Here is a 20,398-nt window from a genome sequence, read left to right as displayed (position 1 = left end):
GAAGCCCGCGGGCACCAATGCCTTCACCTGCCTTCCGGGGCTGCTACTTCGACGCGACGCCGATGTTGAGGTAGTCGTACTGACCGCTGAAAGCCGCCGTGGAGACCAGGTTGGTGTACGTCTGCGGGCGGGCCAGCAGGACCTTGAAGTAGGTCAGCGGGACGAGAACGGCATCGTCCATGGTCTTCTTGTCGATCTGCGTGTAGAGGCTGTTGCGCTCGGTGGTGTCCTGCGTACCGATCGCCTTGCCCAGCAGCTCGTTGACGTCCTTGCTGTCGTACTGCGCCAGGTTGGTGTTACCGGACTGGCTGATGGCCTTGCCGTTCAGGATCTGCTGCAGGAAGCCGTAGCCGGAGGGCCAGTCGGCACCCCACTGCATCATGATCAGACCGAGGTTCTGCTTCTCGGTGAACTTCGGCACACCGGCGTAGTCGGTGAAGTACTTGCCCGACGGGTACTGCTTGAGGCTGGCGTTGATGCCGACCTTCTTCAGCGAGTTGATGATCGCCGTGGCCGCGTCGACCTCCTGCGGACGGTCCGAGCGGGCCGAGATGTTCGTCGAGATCGACGACTTGCCGCAGGCCTTCAGCTGGTCCTTGGCCTTGGCCACGTCGCCCTTGTTGCCGGCGGTCGCGTAGACGTCGGACTTGGCGTAGCCCGGGATGTCCGGGGGCAGGACCGTGGAGGCCACGTCACCGCGGACCGGGCCGCCCTCGGCGGTCTGCACCGACACCTTGTCGATGGCGTACTGCACGGCCTTGCGGCACTCGACCTTGTCGAACGGCTTCACCTTGGTGTTGATCGCCATGTAGACGAGACGGCCACCGTAGGTGTTGTCCGTGTTGGCCTTCTTGTCCGGGTCGGTGATGACGTCGGCCTGGGTGGAGGCCTGGACACCGGTGCCGGCCAGGTCGATCGCCTTGCCGGCGAGGACGTCCTGGTCGATGGTCTCCGGGTTGACCTTCAGCTTGACGACGATCTTGTCCGGCAGCTGCTTGCGCAGCGGGTCCGTCTTCGCGTCCCAGTTGTCGTTGCGCACGAGCACGGCCTGCTTGCCGTCCTCGTAGCTCTGGAACTTGTACGAGCCCGAGGAGACGATGCCCTTGACGTAGTCGACGCCCTTGTCCTTCGCCTGCGGCACGGGGGCCGTCTGCGGGGCGGCGACCAGGTAGTCGAACTCCTGGAAGGCCTGCTTCAGGTGGAAGACGACCGTGGTGTCGTCCGGGGTCTCGATGGAGGACAGGCCCTTGGCGCTCTTGTCCTTGTACGGGCCCTTGTACTTGTCGCCGCCGGCCATGAACTGCTGGAAGTAGTTCGGGCCGAGGGAGAGCACGTCACGCGCGAAGTTGGAGCGCTCGACGGCGTACTTGACGTCCTTCGAGGTGATCGGCGAGCCGTCCTCGTACTTCAGGCCCGCACGCAGCTTGTACGTCCAGGTCTTGCCGCCGTCGCTCGGCACGCCCTTGCTCGCCGCGAGGTCCGGGACGAGGGTGTTGCCCTCCTCGCCGGCGCCGGGCTGGAAGGTCATCAGCGGGCGGGCGTAGAGCCGGCTGAGGTTGTACATGTAGGCGTAGTACGTGTTGCCCGGGTCGAACGAGTCCGGGACGTCGGACAGCTCGTAGGTGAGCGTCCCGCCCTTCTTGTCGGACGCGTTGACGACGCCCTTGGTCGCGGCGTTGGCCCCGGCCGACTTGCCGTTCTCGTCCTTGTTGTCATCGGCCTTGCTGCAGCCTGCGAGAAGCAGGCTTGCGGAGCCGATGGCCGCGATAGCGGCCAGCGCTGACCTTCGCATGATGGGCGCTTTCCCCTCCATTGTTGGAAAAAAAATTCGGGCTCTCGGTGGCAGACGTCAGCGGCTGCGCGGGTCGAGAGCGTCCCGGAGACCGTCACCGAGCAGGTTGAACGCGAGCACGGTCACGAAGATGGCGAGTCCGGGGACGATCATGAACTCGGGGTCGACCTTGTAGAAGTTGACCGCCTCGCGGAGCATGCCGCCCCAGGACGCCTGCGGGGGCTGGATGCCGACACCGAGGAAGCTCAGGGACGCCTCGAACAGGATGTTGGTCGGGATCAGCAGCGTCGAGTAGACGATGATCGGACCGACCAGGTTGGGCATCAGCTCGCGGAAGAGGATGTACGGGCCCCTGGCGCCCATGCCGCGGGAGGCGTCGACGAACTCGCGCTCGCGCAGGGCGAGGGTCTGGCCGCGGACGATCCGGCCCAGGTAGGGCCAGTTGAAGAAGCCGATGACGAAGACGAGCACGCTCAGGTGCAGCGGCAGGCCGTCCAGGCCGAAGGCGCCGCCCTGGAGGGTGGCGGAGATGGAGATGGCGAACAGCAGGAGGGGGAAGGCTAGGAACGTGTCCATCAGGCGGCTGATGACCGCGTCGACGCGCCCGCCGTAGTAGCCGGCCACGACGCCCATGACCGCGCCGATCACGTTCGACAGGATGGTGGCGCCGAAGGCGACGACCAGCGACACCCAGGAGCCCTCCAGGATGCGGGTGGCGATGTCCCGGCCGAACTTGGGGTCGACACCGAGCGGGTGGTCCGCGCTCATGCCGCCCATGCCGCCCTTGGGGAGCGAGGTGTTGGCGTCGATGAGGTCCTGGTTGAAGGCGTTCGGGTCCAGACCCAGGAGGGACTGGAGGGGGCGGGCGAGCACCGCGACCAGGACGAGCAGGATGACGATGACCCCGCCCGCGACGGCGACCTTGTCCTTCTTGAACCGTGACCAGGCGATCTGCCCTAGGGAACGACCCTCGATCTGCCCCTTGTCGGCACCCGCCAGCACAGCTTCCGGCTGTGCCTCGGCTGCCGCTCCGGTGGTCTCGATCGGTGCGGTCACTGTGACCCGACCCCTCTCGCCGGTGGTGACCGGCCTGCGCCTGCCGCGGATTGCGGCTTTGTCGACTTGCACTCGAGCACGAGGTCAGCCGACCTCGTGTCTGACTGGCGAGTCTTCAGCGTGGCCGCGATCACCCGCCAGATGTGACGGCGAAAGTATGCGCAACCGTGATGCAGTGCAGGGGATTCCGTTATCCGAACAGTGGGTAACGGACCTCGGACGCGGGAGACTTGGGAGGGAAGGGCGATTTTGCACGGTTTCGCGCCCACGGCCGTCTTCTACGCGCGCAGATGTGTGTCGGGCGCGTAAAATCTGCTGACGGATGCACAGAAAGTCCCAGAAGCCCGGAATGTGCCTCTGGGTCAGTACGCGCCGCCGCGGGCGGGCGGATAGCCGTACCCGGCGGCCGGGGCCGGGGGCTGGGCGGCGTGGGCCTCGCGGTCGTAGAAGGGACGGGCCGCGGCACGCATCCACATCACCACCGGGTCGTAGTCGTCGGTCATCGCGACCGTCGAGACCGGCAGCCCTTCCGGGACCGCGCCGACGGACTGCTGCATCATCGCCCGTACCGAGTCCACGGACGCCGGCGAGGTGTCGTACACGTCCAGGCCGATGGCCAGGTAGGGCGCGCCGAGCGCCGGCTGCACCCAGGCGCGGCGCAACGAGCGGACGGCGGGGGTGCGGTGGGCGTTCTGCGCGAGCAGGGCGTAGAACTGCGGGATCTCGATGCCCGGTTCCGACAGCCGCAGCGGGCCGGCGGGCTGGCGGTCCAGTCCGGTGGCGATGCGGCGCAGGTCGAGCCAGGGGATGCCGACGCCGCCGCCGGGGGCGTGCGGGTTGAGCCAGAGGCCGTGGTGCTCCGGGTAGAGGGTGCGGGCCACGTCGACGGCGTCGGCCACCTCGTAGGACCGGTTCCAGCCGCTGGCCGACAGCTCCTGCGCCGAGGTGACGCACGGGGCGTACCCGTGGCCGTCGACCTCCATCGTGCCGTACTGGGCGTCCGGGGAGCCGGCCTGGCCGTGCCACAGCAGCATCCAGACCTGGCCGGAACCGGCGGTCGCGAGGGCGCGCAGCAGTGCCTCGTAGGCGTCGTAGCGCCCGGGCGTGACCTGGCGCAGCATGTGCTCGACGCTGCCGCTGCGGCTCGCGCTCACCTGTCCTACCGCCTCTTCAGAAAAGTTCCCCGCGTTGGGGAACAGCTTAAGCGCCCGGTGGCTCGGGGCCCGGTGTCCGCCGGCGGCGGGTGTCCGCCGTGACCGCACGCCGTCCGTGCGCGCGGGCCTACTGGCCGTACTGGTAGAAGGGGCGGACGTGCGTCTTCAGCCAGTCGCCCACCGGGTCCTGGGCCACGTCCAGCAGGACGAGGTTGACCGGCCACCGCACCGGGACCTGGGCGAGGGCCTTGCCGAGGGCCTCCAGCGGCAGCGCGCGCAGGTCGCCCTCCCACTGGGCGAGTTCGACGCCCACGAACAGCGCCGGGTCGGCCGTCTCGACGGCGGCCAGGCAGCGGCGGGCCGAGACCACCACGCCGGTCGCGGCGAACTCGGCGCCTGCCGCGGCGAGGAAGTCGACCGGGTCGTCCTGCCAGTCGGGTTCGAACAGGCGGACCCGGCCGCCGCCGGCGGGCCCGTCGAGCGGGGTGCGGCCGGCCCGGCACAGCTCGGCCACCGCCTCCGGCGGCAGCGGCACGCCGACCACGCCGTCGGGGTTGACGGCGAGGCCGACCTGCGGGGGCAGCCCGCGGGCGAACTCCACGGCGGGGGCGACGGTGTAGGACATGTGGGAGCCGGCCACCTGGCGGAACTGCTCCTCGGAGCTGAAGACCGGCACGTACACCTGGCCGTCGATGTCCATGGTGGGCAGGTCCAGCGGGCCGCTGTGCGGGCCGCCGCCGCCGGGCAGCGGGACCCAGAGGAAGCTGCGGCCGAGGACCTCGACGATGCGGCCGCCGGCCCCGGGTACGCCGAGGGAGGCCGAGAGCACCTCCTCCAGCTCGTTGCCGGGCCATCCGCCGTGCGGATGGGGGTGCGCCTGTGCCGGGAAGTCCGCGGGAAGGTCCGCCGGGAAGTCCATCTGCCTACCGCCTGCTGGGAACGCTGCTGTGGCTGGAAAGGCTAGCGGGTGGCTGTGACTGTGTTCACGGTGACGGCCGTCACCGGGGCGCACGGCGACGGCCGCCGCGGTGCCCCGGCCGCTGTCACCCGGCGAAGCCGATGCGGCGCAGCGCGCCCGCCGCGTCCCGGTCGAGCAGCACCGCCGAGCCGCAGCCGGGGGGCGGTTCGCCGTGCTCCACGGCGCGCAGCAGCCGGGCCAGGGCCCTGCGGTGGCGGCGGAAGGCGTACCGGGACACGCCCCGGCCGCGCTCGCGCTGGCCCGCCAGCGCGAGGTCCGGGCCGACGTCGAGGAGCAGCAGGTGCAGGGTGCCGCCGCGGCGGCGGGCGGCGCGGGAGAGCCAGCCGCGCACCCAGGCCTGGGTGCCGCAGTCGTGCACCACCACTCCCCCGCCGGTGCGCAGGGCGCGGCGCAGGGCGGCGTAGTGGGCGAGGCGGACCAGCGGGCGGTAGAGGGCGTAGGGCAGGCGGCGGGGCAGCCGGGCGGCCCAGCGGTCGCGGGCGTCCTGGGAGTCGATGCGGGTGCCCGGCACGGCCCGGTCCATCAGCGTGGACTTGCCGCTGCCGGGCAGTCCGGTGATCACCACCAGGTCGCGGGGGCCGAAGAGGAGGCCGTGCGGGCTGCGGCCGGCGCGCTCGCGCAGGTCGCGCACGACCGGCCGGGGCCGGTCGCCGCGGCGCTCGTGTGCCGGTGCCGAGGGCCGGCCGGGCACCGCGATGCCCGTCGTCGTGGCGTAGGCCGTCGTCCTGTCCACCGTCATCGTCCTCCCCTGGACTCGCAGGGTCCCTGCCCGTCGAGCGTAAAGAGAAGGTAATGCGGCAGGTCTCCCGTTTCCATGCACGTACCGCTACAGAGCGGTCACGAATCGTCCGCGCTGTCGGGCGGCGGCGAGGCGTGCAATGATGTGGCCGCCAACTGCATACCGGCCGTTTGAATCCGCGCGGGAGAGTCCCCAGCCGTCTCGCTGGGGCGCCGAAGGAGCAAGTCCCTCCCTTGAATCTCTCAGGCACCGTTACCGCGCGGGCGAGGCACATCTGAAAAGCGGGCCGCCGCGACGGCGGTCCCACCCAAGGTGCAAACCGTGACCGTCCCTGACGGGGGTCATGGCGAACCTCTCAGGTTCCGATGACAGATGGGGAGGAACGTTCCTCGCCTTCCCCACGCCCGGCTGCGCTCGCGCGCGGGGGACCCCATCGCCCTGGGAGACGACCGACCGATGAGCAGTACCGAACTCCGTCACACCGCGCTCGATGCCGTGCATCGCGCGCTGGGTGCGACGATGACCGACTTCGCCGGCTGGGACATGCCCCTGCGCTACGGCTCCGAGCGCGACGAGCACCTCGCGGTGCGCACCAGGGCCGGCCTCTTCGACCTCTCCCACATGGGCGAGATCACCGTCACCGGCGCCGGCGCGGCCGCGCTGCTGGACTTCGCCCTCGTCGGCAACATCTCCTCCGTCGGCGTCGGCCGCGCGCGCTACACCATGATCTGCCAGGCGGACGGCGGCATCCTGGACGACCTGATCGTCTACCGGCTCGCCGAGGCCGAGTACCTGGTCGTGGCCAACGCCTCCAACGCCCAGGTGGTGCTGGACGCGCTCACCGAGCGGTCGGCCGGCTTCGACGCCGAGGTCCGCGACGACCGGGACGCCTACGCCCTGATCGCCGTCCAGGGCCCCGAGTCCCCCGGCATCCTGAAGTCCCTCACCGACGCCGATCTGGACGGCCTGAAGTACTACGCGGGGCTGCCCGGCACCGTCGCGGGCGTCCCGGCGCTCATCGCGCGCACCGGTTACACCGGCGAGGACGGCTTCGAGCTGTTCGTGAAGCCGGAGCACGCCGTCGAGCTGTGGCAGGCGCTGACGAAGGCGGGCGAGGGCGCCGGGCTGGTCCCGTGCGGCCTGTCCTGCCGGGACACGCTGCGCCTGGAGGCGGGCATGCCGCTGTACGGGCACGAGCTGACCACCTCGCTCACCCCCTTCGACGCCGGCCTCGGCCGGGTGGTGAAGTTCGAGAAGGAGGGCGACTTCGTCGGCCGCGCGGCGCTCACCGAGGCGGCCGGGCGGGCGCAGGAGAACCCGCCGCGGGTGCTGGTCGGCCTGGTCGCCGAGGGCCGCCGGGTGCCGCGCGCCGGCTACCCGGTGGTCGCGGGCGGCGCGGTGATCGGCGAGGTCACCTCGGGCGCGCCCTCCCCCACCCTGGGCAAGCCGCTCGCCATGGCGTACGTCGACGCGGCGTACGCGGCGCCGGGCACGGCGGGTGTCGGCGTCGACATCCGGGGCAGTCACGAGCCGTACGAGGTCGTGGCACTGCCCTTCTACCGGCGCCGGAAGTAGACACTGGGCGTGGCCGCGCGGGTTCGGACGTGACCTCGCGCACACACCGCCCGCGCACCGGCCTCCCCAGCAGCCCCTCATTCACCAGCACTGACCCGCGTACAGGAGAATTCAGGCCATGAGCAACCCCCAGCAGCTGCGCTACAGCAAGGAGCACGAGTGGCTGTCGGCCGCCGAGGACGGCGTCTCGACGGTCGGCATCACCGAGTTCGCGGCCAACGCGCTCGGCGACGTCGTCTACGCCCAGCTTCCCGAGGTCGGCTCCACGGTGGCCGCGGGTGAGACCTGCGGCGAGCTGGAGTCGACCAAGTCGGTGTCCGACCTCTACTCGCCGGTCGGCGGCGAGGTCACCGAGATCAACGAGGACGTGGTCAGCGACCCGTCGCTGGTGAACTCGGCGCCCTTCGGGGGCGGCTGGCTGTTCAAGGTGCGCGTCACCGAGGAGCCGGCCGACCTGCTCTCCGCCGACGAGTACGCCGCCCACACCGCCGGCTGAGGAGCCGTAACCGAATGACTGTCCTGAACACGTCCCTGCACGAGCTGGACCCGGAGATCGCCGCCGCGGTCGACGCCGAGCTGGAGCGCCAGCAGTCCACCCTCGAGATGATCGCCTCGGAGAACTTCGCTCCGGTCGCGGTCATGGAGGCCCAGGGCTCGGTCCTGACCAACAAGTACGCCGAGGGCTACCCCGGCCGCCGCTACTACGGCGGCTGCGAGCACGTCGACGTCGCCGAGCAGATCGCCATCGACCGGGTCAAGGAGCTGTTCGGCGCCGAGTACGCCAACGTGCAGCCCCACTCCGGCGCCTCCGCCAACCAGGCGGCCCTGTTCGCGCTGGCCCAGCCCGGGGACACCATCCTCGGCCTGGACCTGGCCCACGGCGGCCACCTCACCCACGGGATGCGGCTGAACTTCTCCGGCAAGCAGTTCGACGTGGTCGCCTACCACGTCGACGAGCAGACCGGCCTGGTCGACATGGCCGAGGTCGAGCGGCTCGCCAAGGAGCACCGCCCCAAGGTGATCATCGCCGGCTGGTCGGCGTACCCGCGGCAGCTGGACTTCGCCGAGTTCCGCCGGATCGCCGACGAGAGCGGGGCGTTCCTGTGGGTCGACATGGCGCACTTCGCCGGTCTGGTCGCAGCCGGGCTGCACCCGAACCCGGTCGAGTACGCGGACGTGGTCACCTCCACCACGCACAAGACCCTCGGCGGCCCCCGCGGCGGCATCATCCTGGCGAAGAAGGACTTCGCGAAGAAGCTGAACTCCTCCGTCTTCCCGGGCTTCCAGGGCGGTCCGCTGGAGCACGTGATCGCGGCCAAGGCGGTCTCCTTCAAGGTCGCCGCCTCGGACGGCTTCAAGGAGCGCCAGCAGCGTACGGTGGAGGGGGCGCGCATCCTCGCGGAGCGCCTCACCGCGCCGGACGCCCGTGAGGCCGGGGTGAACGTCCTGTCCGGCGGCACCGACGTGCACCTGATCCTGGTGGACCTGCGCGCCTCCGAGCTGGACGGGCAGCAGGCCGAGGACCGGCTCCACGAGGTCGGCATCACGGTCAACCGCAACGCCGTCCCCAACGACCCGCGGCCGCCGATGGTGACCTCGGGCCTGCGGATCGGCACGCCCGCCCTGGCGACCCGCGGCTTCACCGCCGAGGACTTCGCCGAGGTCGCGGACGTGATCGCCGAGACGCTGAAGCCGTCGTACGACGCGCAGGCCCTGAAGACGCGCGTCAAGGCCCTGGCGGACAAGCACCCGCTGTACCCGGGTCTGAACAAGTAAGCCGGATCTGAGCCAGTACGTACGAAACGCCCGGCACCGCGCACACTGGAACCAGCCGGTGGGCGCGGTGCCCGGTGGGTGCCCACCCCGCACCGCCCCCTTTTGCACCACCCCCGCATGGAGGAGTCACCCGTGGCCATCTCGGTCTTCGACCTGTTCTCGATCGGCATCGGCCCGTCCAGCTCCCACACGGTCGGCCCGATGCGCGCGGCCCGCATGTTCGCCCGCCGCCTGCGCAACGAGGACCTGCTCGACTCCGTGGCGTCGGTGCGCGCCGAGCTGTACGGCTCGCTGGGCGCGACCGGCCACGGCCACGGCACCCCGAAGGCGGTGCTGCTGGGCCTGGAGGGCGCCTCGCCGCGCACGGTGGACGTGGAGGGCGCGGACGAGCGGGTGGAGCGGATCAAGGAATCCGGCCGCCTGAACCTCCTCGGCGAACGCGACATAGCCTTCTCCTTCGACGACGACCTGGTCCTGCACCGCCGCAAGGCGCTTCCTTACCACGCCAACGGCATGACCCTGTGGGCCCACGACGCCCAGGGCGGCGAGCTGCTGTCGAAGACGTACTACTCGGTCGGCGGCGGCTTCGTCGTCGACGAGGACGCGGTCGGCGCCGACCGCATCAAGCTCGACGACACGGTCCTGAAGTACCCCTTCCGCACCGGTGACGAGCTGCTGCGCCTGACCCGGGAGACCGGCCTGTCGATCTCCGCGCTGATGCTGGAGAACGAGCGGGCGTGGCGCGGTGAGGAGGAGATCCGCGCGGGCCTGCTGGAGATCTGGCGGGTGATGCGGGCCTGCGTCGCGCGCGGCATGTCCCGCGAGGGCATCCTGCCGGGCGGGCTGCGGGTGCGCCGCCGGGCCGCCATGTCGGCCCGCCAGCTGCGCGCCGAGGGCGACGCGCAGGCGCACGCCATGGAGTGGCTCACCCTGTACGCCATGGCCGTGAACGAGGAGAACGCGGCCGGGGGGCGGGTGGTCACGGCCCCCACCAACGGCGCGGCCGGCATCATCCCGGCCGTCCTGCACTACTACATGGAGTTCGTCCCCGGCGCCGACGAGGACGGCGTGGTCCGCTTCCTGCTCGCCGCCGGTGCCATCGGCATGCTGTTCAAGGAGAACGCCTCCATCTCCGGCGCCGAGGTCGGCTGCCAGGGCGAGGTGGGCTCCGCCTGCTCCATGGCCGCGGGCGCCCTCGCCGAGGTGCTCGGCGGCAGCCCCGAGCAGGTGGAGAACGCCGCCGAGATCGGCATGGAGCACAACCTGGGCCTGACCTGCGACCCGGTCGGCGGCCTGGTGCAGATCCCGTGCATCGAGCGCAACGGCATGGCCGCGGTGAAGGCGGTCACCGCCGCCCGGATGGCCATGCGCGGCGACGGCTCCCACAAGGTGTCCCTGGACAAGGTCATCAAGACCATGAAGGACACCGGCGCGGACATGTCCGTCAAGTACAAGGAGACGGCCCGGGGCGGGCTCGCGGTGAACATCATCGAGTGCTAGACGGATAGGCCCTGACCAGCGCGTTCGCAACGTCCAGCGCTGCCAGGGCCTTCCCTCGCCCCCATGCCCGGATGTCTTCGCCGTCGACGGGTTCGGCTTCTGGCTCGGGGTGAACATCGTCGAGCGCCGACGCCCCCGATGTTCCCCTGAGGGCTACCGGAGAGTAATGCCCTGCCTCTACGCTGCCGCCAACTCGGCGACAGCGAAGGGGACTTCACGTGCGTACGGTGAGACGACTGGCGGCGCTGCTGAGTGCCGCCGCCGCACTGGCAGCGGTTCCGGCGAATGCCCACGCGGCGTCGCCCGGCTTCTCCCAGACCACGGCCATCGGTACGCACAACGCGTACGACAAGGCCAAGTACACGTACTTCGCGCAGGCGCTGGACTCCGGCGCCTCGCTGCTCGAACTGGACGTCTACGCCGACAGCCTGACCAAGCGGTGGCGGGTCAGCCACAGCAACCCGCTCGGCAACGACAACAACTGCGAGGCCGCGAAGAGTCCGGCCGAGCTGTACGGCAAGAGCCGCAACCAGGACCTGGGCGGCTGCCTGGACGACATCGCCGCCTGGAACCAGCTGCACCCCGACCACCCGCCGATCGTCTTCAAGGTGGAGTTCAAGTCCGGCTTCAACGACCGGGCCGGGCTCGGCGCGGACGAGTTCGACACGCTGGTCGCCCAGAAGCTCGGCTCCAGCGTCTTCACCCCCGCCGACCTGCTGGGCTCGTCGTACCCCACGCTGGACGCGGCGGCCCGGGCGAACGCCTGGCCCTCGCGCGACGCCCTGCGGGGCAAGTTCCTGTTCGACCTGATCCCGGGCACGGTGGAGCAGTCCAACCCCTTCGACCACTACTGGACGGACCAGGAGTACGGCGACCACCTGCGCGACCTGTCCGCGGCCGGCCGCATCGGGGCCGCCCAGGCCTTCCCCGTGGTGCTCGGCGCGGCCGCCGGCGACCCGCGCACCAGCCGTTACGACGCCTCGATCCGGCCCTGGTTCGTGTTCTTCGACGGTGACGCGGCGACGTACGTGAACAACGGCTACGACACCTCCTTCTACTCCGCGAACCACTACATCCTGATCATGACCGGCGCGCACGGCGTCTCCCCGGCGATCTCCTCGACCGCCCCCACCGACGCGGAGGTCGCCGCCCGCCTGTCCCTGCTGGCCGCCCGGCACGCCAGCATCATCACCTCCGACTGGTCGGCGAAGCCGGCCGCGGTGCTGAGTTCGGTGACGACCCGGGGCTGAACGGACGCACGAGGCGCGGCCGAGGTTCCGGGAGCGGGTGCACGGGGCACAACTCCTGCATGCTCCACGGCATCGACGTAAGCGCCTTCCAGCCGTCCTCGTACGGCACGGACGGCTCCTCCTTCGTCTTCATCAAGGCGACGGAGGGCCGTTCGTACGTCAACCCCCGGCTGTCCGCCCAGACGAAGACCGCCCGCGACGCCGGACTGGTCGCCGGCTTCTACCACTTCCTGTGGCCGGGCGACCTCACCGCCCAGGCCGAGTACTTCGTCAAGCACGCCCCCGAGAAGGCCGGCGACATCCTCGCCGTCGACTGGGAGACGACCGGCGACGGGACCCGCGCGAGCAACGCGGAGAAGGACAGCTTCCTGCGCAAGGTCAAGAAGCTGCGGCCGCACCACCGGGTCGTGCTGTACTGCAACCGGGACTTCTGGCTGAACCTCGACACCACGTCCTACGCCGGCGACGGCCTGTGGATCGCCGACTACGTCACCGCGGGCAAGCCCCGCATCAAGGCGAAGTGGCTGTTCCACCAGTACAGCAGCGACCCCCACGACAAGAACGTGGCCGCCTTCGCCGACAAGGCCGCGCTGCGGCACTGGGCCGCGGCCTAGGGCCTTTCGTTCGGATCATGCCCGGGAGCGGGGCCGGAGCGGGCGGCGCCCGCCCCGGCCGGGTGTGCGTCAGGCGCGGAAGTCCGCCGGCCGCTCCGGCGTGGCGGCCGTCAGGGCCTTGCGGACGCCCTCCACGCCCTCCCGCAGCCCGTACACCGGGGTGCCGGGCTGCTGGCGCCAGGAGTCGTCGATGCCGCCCGCGTCGACCGTGTCGAAGCCCAGTTCCTCGATCAGGGCCCGGACGGCCGTCTTGGCCGCCTCGTCGTCACCGGCCACCGGCAGGGCGATGCGGTCGGGGTCGCCGGCCGGGCGGGGGCGCTCCAGGATGTCCTGGGCGTAGGTGCCGTTGAAGGCCTTGATCACCGGGTGGCCGATGTGCCGTTCGGTCCAGCGGCTCTCGGTGACCCCCTCGTCCTCGATCTCCGCGATCCGGCCGTCGCGCTGCGGGTAGTAGTTGCCGGTGTCGATGACGGCGGCCCCCTCGGCCGCGCCGTCCAGCAGCCCGGCGGGCAGGTCGGGTACCGCCTTCAGCGGGACGGTGACCACGACGACCTCGGCGCCCCGGGCCGCCTCCGGCGCGGTCACCGCGGTCGCGCCCGTCTCCTCGGCCAGTGCGGCGAGTGTCTCGGGGCCGCGGGAGTTGGCCACGGAGACGTCGTGGCCGAGCGCGGTGAGCCGCCGGGTGAGGTTGCCGCCGATGTTCCCCGCGCCGATGATGCCGATCTTCATGACAGGCCTTTCCCAGTGCATACGGCTGGACGCCGATACGGTTGCATGCACATGCATGCGTCGGTCAGGGGCGTCAACTACGGCGGCCCGGACGGTATTCCGCCGTCGCGGCATCCGGGTGACGGGGACGGGGACGGTGACGGAGACGGGGACGGGGACGCCGAAGGGGGCGCCCCTCCGCACGGAGAGGCGCCCCCTTCGCCGGCGTCACTTGTTCAGGTGCACCCAGAACTCGTCGAACGACAGCAGCTTGTCGCCGTCGAGGTCGCGGGTCCGGATGATGGCCTCGGCCACCGCCTCGGTGACGTTCCAGTCACCCCCCTGCGCCAGGGCGGACTTGAACTCGGCGGCGGTGATGTACCCGTCGCCGTCCGCGTCTATCCGCTGGAACTCCTTGCGTGCTTCCTCGATGTCCGCCACCGATCCGCCCCTTTGTGTCGCGTGTGCTCTGTCTTGCCGTCGTACTGACGCAGGTCAGGGTAACGGGCCGCCCGGACGGCCGGTGCGGCGACCACCGGCCGGGCGGACCCGCGCGGGACGGGGCGGTCCTCGCGCAGGGCGGGAGGGCTGGGCGGGCGGGCCGGGCGGGTCAGCGGAAGATGCCGGTGTGGCCCAGTGAGTAGCGGCCGGGCTGCGGGTAGACGGCGAGGCCGTGCGGGCCGCTGCCCACCTTGATCCGGGCCAGTTCGGCGCCGGTGCGGGTGTCGATGGCGTAGACCTCGGAGTTGTAGCGGCCGGACAGCCACAGCACCTTGCCGTCCGAGGAGACCCCGCCCATGTCGGGGCTGCCGCCGCCGGGCAGCCGCCACTTCTTGGTGAGCCGGTTCCGGGCGAAGTCGAACACGGAGACGGAACCCTCGCCGCGGTTGGAGATGTACATCTCACGGGAGTCGCGGCTGACGTAGAGCCCGTGGGCGCCCTTGCCGGTGGGCAGGAAAGAGGGCTTGGCGAAGGTGTCGCCGTTCAGCACCCACACCCCGTCGGCCATCATGTCGGCGATGTAGAACCGCTTGCCGTCCGGCGAGATCTTGACGTCCTGCGGCATCGCCCCGTGCAGCGGCAGGGTGCGCTGCTCGACGACCTTCATCCGCGCGGTGTCGACCTTCAGCAGCTCGCCGCTGAACTCGCAGGAGACGATGAAGTACCGGCCGTCCACGGAGAAGTCGGCGTGGTTGACGCCGTAGCAGCTGACGGGGACCTCCTTCACCGTCTTCATGGTGTGGGCGTCGCGGAAGACCAGCCGGCGGTCCATGGAGGCCATGACGACCGCGTACTTGCCGTCGGGCGTGAAGTAGAGGTTGTACGGGTCGTGCACGTCGACCGGCGCGCCCGCCCTGCCGGTGCGGGGGTCGATCGGGGTGAGGCTGTTGCCCCGGTCGTTGTTGACCCACAGGGTCTTCAGGTCCCAGGACGGCACCACGTGCTGCGGCTGCCAGCCGACCGGGATGGTCTCCAGGACCCGGTAGGTCGCGGGGTCGATGACGGTGACGGTGTTGGAGTTGGTGTTGGGCACGTACACCCGGGAGGGGAAGTCCCGCACCACCGGGGAGAGCTGGTGGGGGCGGTCGGCGGAGTAGACGTCGCCCGGGTCGAGCACCGGGGGCATCCCGGGCAGCACGTCGACCCGCGGCTTGGCGCGCTGCGGCTGGACGGGCGCCGTGCTGCCGAGGGCCTCGTCCTCGTGGTGCCGTTCCCCGGTGCCGCACGCGGACATCAGCGTCAGGGCGGCGAGGGCGGCACCGGCGGCCAGCAGGCGGACGGCTTTGGTGGGTTGCATCAGCTCAGCAGCTCCGTGGTGGTGACCGCGCGCAGTCCGCGGCGGTCGAGTTCTTGGAGTACGGCGGGCAGGGCGGCGACCGTGTCCGGATAGCCGCAGTGCAGGCTGACGACCGATCCGCCGCGCACCTCGGCGAGGATCTTGCGGGTGACGGCCGGGGCGCCGGGCCGGGTGTAGTCGAGGGAGTCGACGTCGTACGACAGCACGTGCGGATAGCCCGCGGCGTGGGCCAGCCGGGTGACGAGCGGGGAGGCGTCCGCCGAACGGGACGGGCGGAACCAGGTGCCGATGGAGCCGGTGAGCCGCCGCAGCAGCAGCGCGCACTCGGTGATCTCGGCGCGGGCGTCCGGCTCGGACATGGCGTTGACGGCGGCGTGCCGCTGGGTGTGGTTGCCCAGGTCGTGGCCGCCGTCCAGGATGCGCCGGGCGAGGTCCGGATACGCGTCCAGCCAGGTGCCGACGGCGAGCACGGTCAGGCGGGCGCCGCGCTGCTCGGCCTCGGTGAGCAGGGAGCGGGCGAGCGCGGGGTCGCCCTGGCCGTGGAAGGTGAGGGCGACCCGGGGGCGGGTGCGCGGGCCGTGGGTGATCAGGGCGGGCTGCCCCGGGAAGGCGCGCGGCGCGGGTGCCGCCCGGGGGGTGGCGGCCGCCGGGTGGCCGGCCGTACGGGCGGACGCGGCGGCGGAGCCGGCGGCGGACTCGGCTGCCGTGGACGGCTCGGCGGGCTGGGCGGGTCGCGACGCGGCGCCGGTGTCGCCGCAACCGGCGGCGAGGGTGCCTCCGGCCACGAGTCCGGCGCCCGCGCGGAGCACCCCGCGTCGGTTGGTCGTGGTCACTCGCACCATTTAAGGCGTGGTCAGCGGAAAAACCGCCGATTGCACCATTCGAGGGACTTTTACGGGTCGCGGCCGCTGCCGTCGCGCCGCGCGTCCCGAGCAGGCCGGCCGGCCCCGCGTCAGCGGTCGGCGACCCGCATCTCGAACCAGGTGGTCTTGCCGCGCGGCAGCAGGTCCACGCCCCACCGGTCGGACAGCTTGTCCACCAGGAACAGCCCGCGGCCGCTGACGTCCGTCTCCTGCACCGGCATCAGGCAGGGCAGCCCGCGCGAGGGGTCGCGGACCTCGACGCGGACCCAGCCCCGGCGGCGGCGCATCCGGAGCCCGAACACCCGGGCTCCGGTGTGCCGTACGGCGTTGCCGACGAGTTCGGAGACGAGCAGGACCACGTCCTCGGTCATCTTGGCCGACAGCGCCCACTGCCGCAGCACGACGACCTGGGCGAGCCGGCGGGCGGTGGCGGCGGACTCCGGCCGCGACGGCAGCGGCACCTCCGCCTCGGTGGGGTTGCCGAACAACTCCAGTGCCTTCAGGGCCCGTTCGTCCTCGACCGCGGGCGACCAGCGCGCCGCGGCCGCACGGCTGTGTCCCCGCGGCTGTTCGATGCCCTCCAGCCCCGCCATGCCCCCATCATGGCGGCCCCGCACGGCCTCCGGGGCCGTTCCTCGGGAATACGCCCCCTGTGCGCTCCCGCGGTACTCCTTGCGCCCGGCATATGCCGTCGTCATGCCGGACCGCCCGGCGGCCCGGCTGAACTGCGACGACGGCCCGCCCGGCGGCAAGCTCCCGCCCTCCCGGGCGCGGCGGGCCAAGGGCGGGTCAAGGCCGCCACGAACCGCCCCATCGGGGGACACGGGATGAGACGGCGCGTCAACGGCAAGCCCTCGAAGGGATCGCCGCTACCGGAACCTGGCCTTGCCGGGTCCCTCCTCGATGAAGCTGCGCATGCCCCGCTCGCGGTCCTCGGTGGCGAACAGACCGGCGAACCAGTTGCGTTCGACGGCGAGTCCGGTCTCCAGGTCCGTCTCGATCCCGGTGTCGACGGCCTCCTTCGCCGCCCGCAGCGCGATCGCCGGCCCCTGCGCGAGCCTGGCGGCCCAGGCGTGCGCCTCGGCGTAGACCTCGGCGGCGGGCACGACCCGGTCCACCAGGCCGATGGCGAGCGCCTCGTCGGCCCGTACCTGGCGGCCGGTGAAGATGAGGTCCTTCGCCTTGGCGGGACCGACCAGCCGGGGCAGCCGCTGGGTACCGCCGGCGCCGGGGATCAGGCCGAGCAGGATCTCGGGCTGGCCGAGCTTGGCGTTGTCGCCGGCGATGCGGTAGTCGGCGCACAGGGCCAGCTCGCAGCCGCCGCCGAGCGCGTAGCCGGTGATCGCGGCGACGACCGGCTTCGGGATGCGGGCCACGGCGGTGAAGGAGTCCTGCAGGGCGCGGGCGCGCACGATCATCGCGGCGTGGTCCATCGCCTGCATCTCCTTGATGTCCGCGCCCGCCGCGAACACCTTCTCCCCGCCGTAGATCACCACGGCGCGCACGTCCTCGCGGCGCGTGGCCTCCTCGGCGAGTTCCTTGAGCCGGTCCTGCGTGGCGACGTCCAGCGCGTTCATCGGCGGACGGTCCAGGCGCAGCGTGCCGACGCCGTCGGCGACTTCGAGATTCACGGTCATGCGCAGCAGGTTAACGCTGACTAACGCGCGCGGGGGCGGTGCGGTCGGTCACATCCGGCCGGGGGTCCGGGGGTCGCTCCCCGGGCAGGCGCAGCACGCTGACGGTCGCCTCACGTCGCCGGACGACGACGGGCCCGGCGCCGCGGTTCGCGGCGACGGGCCCGGTGGGTCGGGCGGGGGTCACTTCGTCCAGTCCGCCCACGACATGTTCCAGCCGTTGAGGCCGTTGTCCGGGGCCACCGTGCGGTCGTGGGAGTTCTTCACGACCACCACGTCACCGATCATGGAGTGGTTGAACATCCAGGCGGCCGGGACGGAACTGTCGTAGCCGCCGCGCACGTCGCGCAGGCCCACGCAGCCGTGGCTGGCGTTGTAGTTGCCGAACGCGTCGCCGCCCCAGTAGTTGCCGTGCATGAAGGTGCCGGAGTCGGTCAGGCGGACGGCGTGCGGGACGTCCTTGATGTCGTACTCGCCGCCGTAGCCGACCGTCTCGCCGTTCATCCGGGTGACGGTGAGCTTCTCGCTCATGACCATCTGGCCGTTCCAGGTGTCGTAGCCGGGCTTGCCGGTGGTGACCGGGAGGGTCTTGACGACCTTGCCGTCCTGGGTGACCTTCATGGTGTGCTTCTTGGCGTCCACGACGGACACCTGGTTGCGGCCGATGGTGAACTTCACGGTCTTGTGCTGCTTGCCGTAGACGCCGTCGCGGCCCTCGACGCCGTCCAGGTCGAGGTCGACGGTGACCTTGGTGCCTTCCTTCCAGTACGTCTCGGGGCGGAAGTCCAAGCGGTCGTTGCCGAACCAGTGCCCCTCGACGTCGACGGCCGGCTCGGTCGTGATGCGCACGGCCTTCTTCACCGCGTCCGAGCTGGTGATGCCCCGGGTGAAGCGTATGGAGAACGGCATGCCGACGCCGACGGTCGAGCCGTCCTCGGGGGTGAAGGTGCCGACGAAGGTGTTCTGCGGCGTCAGGGTGGTGAAGCTGGAGTCCTCGGCGGCCTCGCGGCCCTGGGAGTCCTTGGCCACCGCGTGCACCGTGTACCTGGTGGCGGCGGCCAGATGGGTGGCGGGCCGCCAGGCGGCGCCCCCGCCGGTGATCGTGCCGTCGATCTTCGTGCCCTTGGCGTCCTTGACCTCGACGGCGGTGAGCTTGCCGCCGGTGACGCCGACCTTGAGCACGCCGCTGGTGTCCACGCCGGTGGAGCCGGACTTGGGCGAGATGCTGACGGCGGCCGTGGACTGCTTGTCCCGCGCCGCCGAGGCGCCCTTGTCCTTGCCCTGGCCGGAGTCGGCACCGGACTCCGTGTCGGAGCCGCCTCCGCCGCAGGCGGTGACCGCCATGAGCAGGGCGCCCGCCATCAGCACCAGCCCCTTACGGCCCCGCCCCACCGACGCCCCCGATATCGGCCGCACGTTCACGTTGCTCTCCCCTCGCCGAGCCCGTCGGGCTCGGCACCCCGGCGCGTCCCACGCGCGCATCGGCGCATATTAACTGCCGGGTTCGAGGCATCGTGTCAGCCGAAGGTCACCGTTCCGTCCCAAGTCGATCAGGGCGCCGGACGCCCGGAACGGGCCCAATGGACCGCTCTCACCTGCTCATTCGGCCGCGCTGCCCGCTTTCCACTGCTTCCAGCCCATGTTCCACCCGCCGAGACCGTTGTCGGGGGCGACCGTTTTGTCCTTGCTGTTCCTGACCTCCACGACGTCCCCGATCAGGGTCCGGTCGAAGAACCAGCCGGCGGGCGTGTCCGAGCTGCCGCCCTTGACGTCCCTGAGGCCGACGCAGCCGTGGCTGACGTTGACCCGGCCGGGAGAGTCGGGCGACCAGTAGTTGCCGTGCAGGAAGGTGCCGGAACTGGTCAGCTTCATGGCGTGCGGGACGTCGGGGATGTCGTACTCGCCGCCGAAGCCGACCGTGCGGCTGTTCATGCGGGTGACCTCGTGCATCTCCATCACCACCATCTTCCCGTTGTAGGTGGTGGTCTTGGGGGCGCCCGCGGTGATCGGCACGGTGGCGAGCAGTTCGCCGTCGCGCCGGACCTCCATGGTGTGCCGGGCGGCGTCGACCAGGGAGACCTGGCTGCGGCCGACGGTGAAGGCGAACGACTTGTACTGCAGGCCGTAGACGCCGGGCGCCCCCTCGACGTCCCGCAGCCGCAGGTCGACGGTGACCTCGGTGCCGGGTTTCCAGTAGTGCTCGGGGCGGAAGTCCAGCCGGGAGGCGCCGAACCAGTGCGGGCGGATCTCCACCGGGGGCGAGGCGGTGACGCGCACCGCGCGTTCGACGGCGGCGCGGTGGGTGATCTCCCGGCTGAAGTCCAGGGACACGATCATCCCGGTGCCCACGGTGGCACGGTTCTCGGGAGTGACGTACCCGATGAACCGCTCGTCGGGGACGTAGGTGGTGAAGGTGGTGTGCCGCGCGCAGCGGCGGCCGTGGGCGTCCAGGGCCACCGCGTCGACCGTGTACCTGGCGGCGAGCGCCAGCCGCCGCTCGTCCGGTTCCCAGCTCAGGCCGTCGGCGCTGATCCGGCCCGGGACCGCGGACTCCTGGGCGTCCTGGGACCTGACCACCTTCACCGACTCCAGGCGGCCGCCGGGCACCCGCACCCGCAGCCGCTCCTGCGGACGCACGCCCCTGCTGCCGTCGTCGGGGGCGACCCGGATGACGTCCTCGGGCGAGGGGGGTCTGCCCAGGGCCCCGCCGATGCCGAGCCCGCCCGGGCCGCCCGAGGAGCAGCCGGCGGCTCCGGCCAGCAGTGCCGCCCATGTCAGTACCGCCGCCAGAGCGGCCCCCGCGCGTCGTACGCGCCGTTGTCCATGCCTCACGAGCGGTTCAACGACCGGCCCACCCCGGGGAAACGTGAGTGCGACCCTAGCGCTGGGCAGAACAGTGGGGAGGACGACGCGTTGGGGAGCCGCCGCGCCCGTGAGAGCCGCCGGGGCGCATCCCTGCC

The 20,398-nt window shown here is 71.4% G+C and carries 19 protein-coding genes and 2 riboswitches; of the genes, 6 read left to right on the top strand and 13 right to left on the bottom strand.

Annotated elements, in window-relative coordinates; translation table 11 throughout:
* Positions 1–43: 43 nt before the first annotated feature.
* The 5 genes from ACZ6CZ_RS32940 to ACZ6CZ_RS32920 all read right to left on the bottom strand — a co-directional run bounded on the left by ACZ6CZ_RS32940 (position 44) and on the right by ACZ6CZ_RS32920 (position 5,720).
* Positions 44–1,792, bottom strand: a complete 1,749-nt coding sequence (locus ACZ6CZ_RS32940; RefSeq protein ID WP_469028632.1) for an ABC transporter substrate-binding protein — start codon at positions 1,790–1,792, stop codon at positions 44–46.
* Positions 1,793–1,849: 57 nt separating this feature from the next.
* Positions 1,850–2,848 (bottom strand): ABC transporter permease, encoded by a 999-nt coding sequence (locus ACZ6CZ_RS32935; RefSeq protein WP_469028630.1) that lies wholly within the window; start codon positions 2,846–2,848, stop codon positions 1,850–1,852.
* A 362-nt stretch (positions 2,849–3,210) separates the two neighbouring features.
* Positions 3,211–3,969, bottom strand: a complete 759-nt coding sequence (locus ACZ6CZ_RS32930) for an enhanced serine sensitivity protein SseB C-terminal domain-containing protein (protein ID WP_469028721.1) — start codon at positions 3,967–3,969, stop codon at positions 3,211–3,213.
* Positions 3,970–4,129: 160 nt separating this feature from the next.
* Positions 4,130–4,921: an enhanced serine sensitivity protein SseB gene (locus tag ACZ6CZ_RS32925; RefSeq protein WP_469028628.1), complete on the bottom strand. Its 792-nt coding sequence runs from the start codon at positions 4,919–4,921 to the stop codon at positions 4,130–4,132.
* 124 nt (positions 4,922–5,045) lie between these two features.
* Complete coding sequence (locus ACZ6CZ_RS32920) at positions 5,046–5,720, bottom strand: AAA family ATPase (RefSeq protein WP_469028625.1); 675 nt, start codon at positions 5,718–5,720, stop codon at positions 5,046–5,048.
* A gap of 171 nt (positions 5,721–5,891) precedes the next feature.
* Positions 5,892–5,988, top strand: a riboswitch (glycine riboswitch).
* A riboswitch (glycine riboswitch) is annotated at positions 5,989–6,102 on the top strand. It begins immediately after the preceding riboswitch.
* A gap of 74 nt (positions 6,103–6,176) precedes the next feature.
* Here ACZ6CZ_RS32920 and gcvT point away from each other — a divergent pair.
* The 6 genes from gcvT (at position 6,177) to ACZ6CZ_RS32890 (ending at position 12,435) form a co-directional block, all read left to right on the top strand.
* Positions 6,177–7,295 (top strand): glycine cleavage system aminomethyltransferase GcvT, encoded by a 1,119-nt coding sequence (gene gcvT, locus ACZ6CZ_RS32915; RefSeq protein WP_469028622.1) that lies wholly within the window; start codon positions 6,177–6,179, stop codon positions 7,293–7,295.
* Positions 7,296–7,413: 118 nt separating this feature from the next.
* On the top strand, positions 7,414–7,791 hold the full coding sequence (gene gcvH, locus ACZ6CZ_RS32910; RefSeq protein ID WP_469028619.1) for a glycine cleavage system protein GcvH: 378 nt from the start codon (positions 7,414–7,416) through the stop codon (positions 7,789–7,791).
* A 14-nt stretch (positions 7,792–7,805) separates the two neighbouring features.
* The gene (gene glyA / locus ACZ6CZ_RS32905; protein ID WP_469028617.1) at positions 7,806–9,071 is read left to right on the top strand and encodes a serine hydroxymethyltransferase; all 1,266 of its coding nucleotides are present in this window, start codon (positions 7,806–7,808) and stop codon (positions 9,069–9,071) included.
* Positions 9,072–9,203: 132 nt separating this feature from the next.
* Positions 9,204–10,571, top strand: coding sequence for an L-serine ammonia-lyase (locus ACZ6CZ_RS32900; protein ID WP_469028613.1), 1,368 nt, complete (start codon positions 9,204–9,206; stop codon positions 10,569–10,571).
* A gap of 218 nt (positions 10,572–10,789) precedes the next feature.
* Positions 10,790–11,821, top strand: a complete 1,032-nt coding sequence (locus ACZ6CZ_RS32895) for a phosphatidylinositol-specific phospholipase C domain-containing protein (protein ID WP_469028610.1) — start codon at positions 10,790–10,792, stop codon at positions 11,819–11,821.
* Positions 11,822–11,880: 59 nt separating this feature from the next.
* A complete protein-coding gene (locus ACZ6CZ_RS32890) occupies positions 11,881–12,435 on the top strand; it encodes a glycoside hydrolase family 25 protein (RefSeq protein ID WP_469028607.1) in 555 nt (184 codons plus the stop codon).
* Between the two features lie 69 nt (positions 12,436–12,504).
* On the opposite strand, the gene ACZ6CZ_RS32885 is transcribed toward ACZ6CZ_RS32890, so the two are convergent.
* From ACZ6CZ_RS32885 to ACZ6CZ_RS32850, 8 genes are all read right to left on the bottom strand, one after another.
* The gene (locus ACZ6CZ_RS32885) at positions 12,505–13,221 is read right to left on the bottom strand and encodes an NADPH-dependent F420 reductase (RefSeq protein WP_469028605.1); all 717 of its coding nucleotides are present in this window, start codon (positions 13,219–13,221) and stop codon (positions 12,505–12,507) included.
* A gap of 150 nt (positions 13,222–13,371) precedes the next feature.
* A complete protein-coding gene (locus ACZ6CZ_RS32880) occupies positions 13,372–13,584 on the bottom strand; it encodes an EF-hand domain-containing protein (RefSeq protein WP_469028602.1) in 213 nt (70 codons plus the stop codon).
* 169 nt (positions 13,585–13,753) lie between these two features.
* Complete coding sequence (locus ACZ6CZ_RS32875; protein WP_469028600.1) at positions 13,754–14,941, bottom strand: YVTN family beta-propeller repeat protein; 1,188 nt, start codon at positions 14,939–14,941, stop codon at positions 13,754–13,756.
* Positions 14,941–15,783: a polysaccharide deacetylase family protein gene (locus tag ACZ6CZ_RS32870; RefSeq protein WP_469028597.1), complete on the bottom strand. Its 843-nt coding sequence runs from the start codon at positions 15,781–15,783 to the stop codon at positions 14,941–14,943. The genes ACZ6CZ_RS32875 and ACZ6CZ_RS32870 overlap by 1 nt, the downstream gene beginning before the upstream one ends.
* A 110-nt stretch (positions 15,784–15,893) precedes the next feature.
* Entirely contained in the window at positions 15,894–16,502 is a 609-nt protein-coding gene (locus ACZ6CZ_RS32865) for an ATP-binding protein (RefSeq protein ID WP_469028595.1), read from the bottom strand.
* A 171-nt stretch (positions 16,503–16,673) separates the two neighbouring features.
* Positions 16,674–17,441: an enoyl-CoA hydratase/isomerase family protein gene (locus tag ACZ6CZ_RS32860; RefSeq protein WP_469028592.1), complete on the bottom strand. Its 768-nt coding sequence runs from the start codon at positions 17,439–17,441 to the stop codon at positions 16,674–16,676.
* A gap of 180 nt (positions 17,442–17,621) precedes the next feature.
* Positions 17,622–18,860, bottom strand: a complete 1,239-nt coding sequence (locus ACZ6CZ_RS32855; RefSeq protein ID WP_469028590.1) for a L,D-transpeptidase — start codon at positions 18,858–18,860, stop codon at positions 17,622–17,624.
* 177 nt (positions 18,861–19,037) lie between these two features.
* Positions 19,038–20,270 (bottom strand): L,D-transpeptidase, encoded by a 1,233-nt coding sequence (locus tag ACZ6CZ_RS32850; protein WP_469028588.1) that lies wholly within the window; start codon positions 20,268–20,270, stop codon positions 19,038–19,040.
* Between the last annotated feature and the right edge of the window lie 128 nt (positions 20,271–20,398).

The sequence above is a fragment of the Streptomyces sp. NPDC041135 genome, from assembly GCF_055592085.1.
This window is presented reverse-complemented; position numbering and strand designations above follow the sequence as displayed.

Excerpts from the sequence above, each read along its gene's own strand:
- ACZ6CZ_RS32865 (WP_469028595.1), bottom strand. The coding sequence starts at position 16,502 with ATGACGACGGCATATGCCGGGCGCAAGGAGTACCGCGGGAGCGCACAG.
- ACZ6CZ_RS32940 (WP_469028632.1), bottom strand. The coding sequence starts at position 1,792 with ATGCGAAGGTCAGCGCTGGCCGCTATCGCGGCCATCGGCTCCGCAAGC.
- gcvT (WP_469028622.1), top strand. The coding sequence starts at position 6,177 with ATGAGCAGTACCGAACTCCGTCACACCGCGCTCGATGCCGTGCATCGC.
- ACZ6CZ_RS32890 (WP_469028607.1), top strand. The coding sequence starts at position 11,881 with ATGCTCCACGGCATCGACGTAAGCGCCTTCCAGCCGTCCTCGTACGGC.
- ACZ6CZ_RS32870 (WP_469028597.1), bottom strand. The coding sequence starts at position 15,783 with ATGGTGCGAGTGACCACGACCAACCGACGCGGGGTGCTCCGCGCGGGC.
- ACZ6CZ_RS32930 (WP_469028721.1), bottom strand. The coding sequence starts at position 3,969 with ATGCTGCGCCAGGTCACGCCCGGGCGCTACGACGCCTACGAGGCACTG.
- ACZ6CZ_RS32920 (WP_469028625.1), bottom strand. The coding sequence starts at position 5,720 with ATGACGGTGGACAGGACGACGGCCTACGCCACGACGACGGGCATCGCG.
- ACZ6CZ_RS32925 (WP_469028628.1), bottom strand. The coding sequence starts at position 4,921 with ATGGACTTCCCGGCGGACCTTCCCGCGGACTTCCCGGCACAGGCGCAC.
- ACZ6CZ_RS32860 (WP_469028592.1), bottom strand. The coding sequence starts at position 17,441 with ATGACCGTGAATCTCGAAGTCGCCGACGGCGTCGGCACGCTGCGCCTG.
- ACZ6CZ_RS32885 (WP_469028605.1), bottom strand. The coding sequence starts at position 13,221 with ATGCATGTGCATGCAACCGTATCGGCGTCCAGCCGTATGCACTGGGAA.
- glyA (WP_469028617.1), top strand. The coding sequence starts at position 7,806 with ATGACTGTCCTGAACACGTCCCTGCACGAGCTGGACCCGGAGATCGCC.
- ACZ6CZ_RS32875 (WP_469028600.1), bottom strand. The coding sequence starts at position 14,941 with ATGCAACCCACCAAAGCCGTCCGCCTGCTGGCCGCCGGTGCCGCCCTC.
- gcvH (WP_469028619.1), top strand. The coding sequence starts at position 7,414 with ATGAGCAACCCCCAGCAGCTGCGCTACAGCAAGGAGCACGAGTGGCTG.